Source organism: Chromohalobacter sp. HP20-39, from assembly GCF_033052815.1.
Taxonomy (GTDB): Bacteria; Pseudomonadota; Gammaproteobacteria; order Pseudomonadales; family Halomonadaceae; genus Chromohalobacter.
This window is the reverse complement of the sequence record NZ_JAWHTP010000406.1, coordinates 1-317: the sequence shown is the minus strand read 5'-3', so window position 1 is coordinate 317 and position 317 is coordinate 1. Positions and strand designations below refer to the sequence as shown.

Genomic DNA, 317 nt, shown 5'->3' with positions numbered 1-317 from the left:
CGCGAGATCGGCACCACACCAAGGTACAGGTCTGGCGCGAGTTGGCGGTTGAGCCGCCATTCCTCGTCGCAGTCGGCACGGCGGGCGGCGAGAGACCCGAAATTGACGAAATCGAGCGTGACCGGCTTGCGCACCTTGTACGCAAACGCCCCCGCCAGGAATACCCACGACAGATGCGTTTCGATCATCCGAAGATGGGTTGCCGGATGCGGATACGCGCGCGCATCGAGCATGCACGCGGGGAGTGCTTCGGCAATCTGGGTGGCTGAGGTCGGGCTCGGGCGTTCGGCCATGCGCATGTGTCGCCTCCTGCAGAC

Annotated in this window: 1 pseudogene; it reads right to left on the bottom strand. The window is 64.7% G+C overall.

Annotated features, from left to right (window positions below):
- Positions 1-299, bottom strand: a pseudogene (locus RVY79_RS18565) (hypothetical protein); the annotation flags it as partial.
- Positions 300-317: the final 18 nt, after the last annotated feature.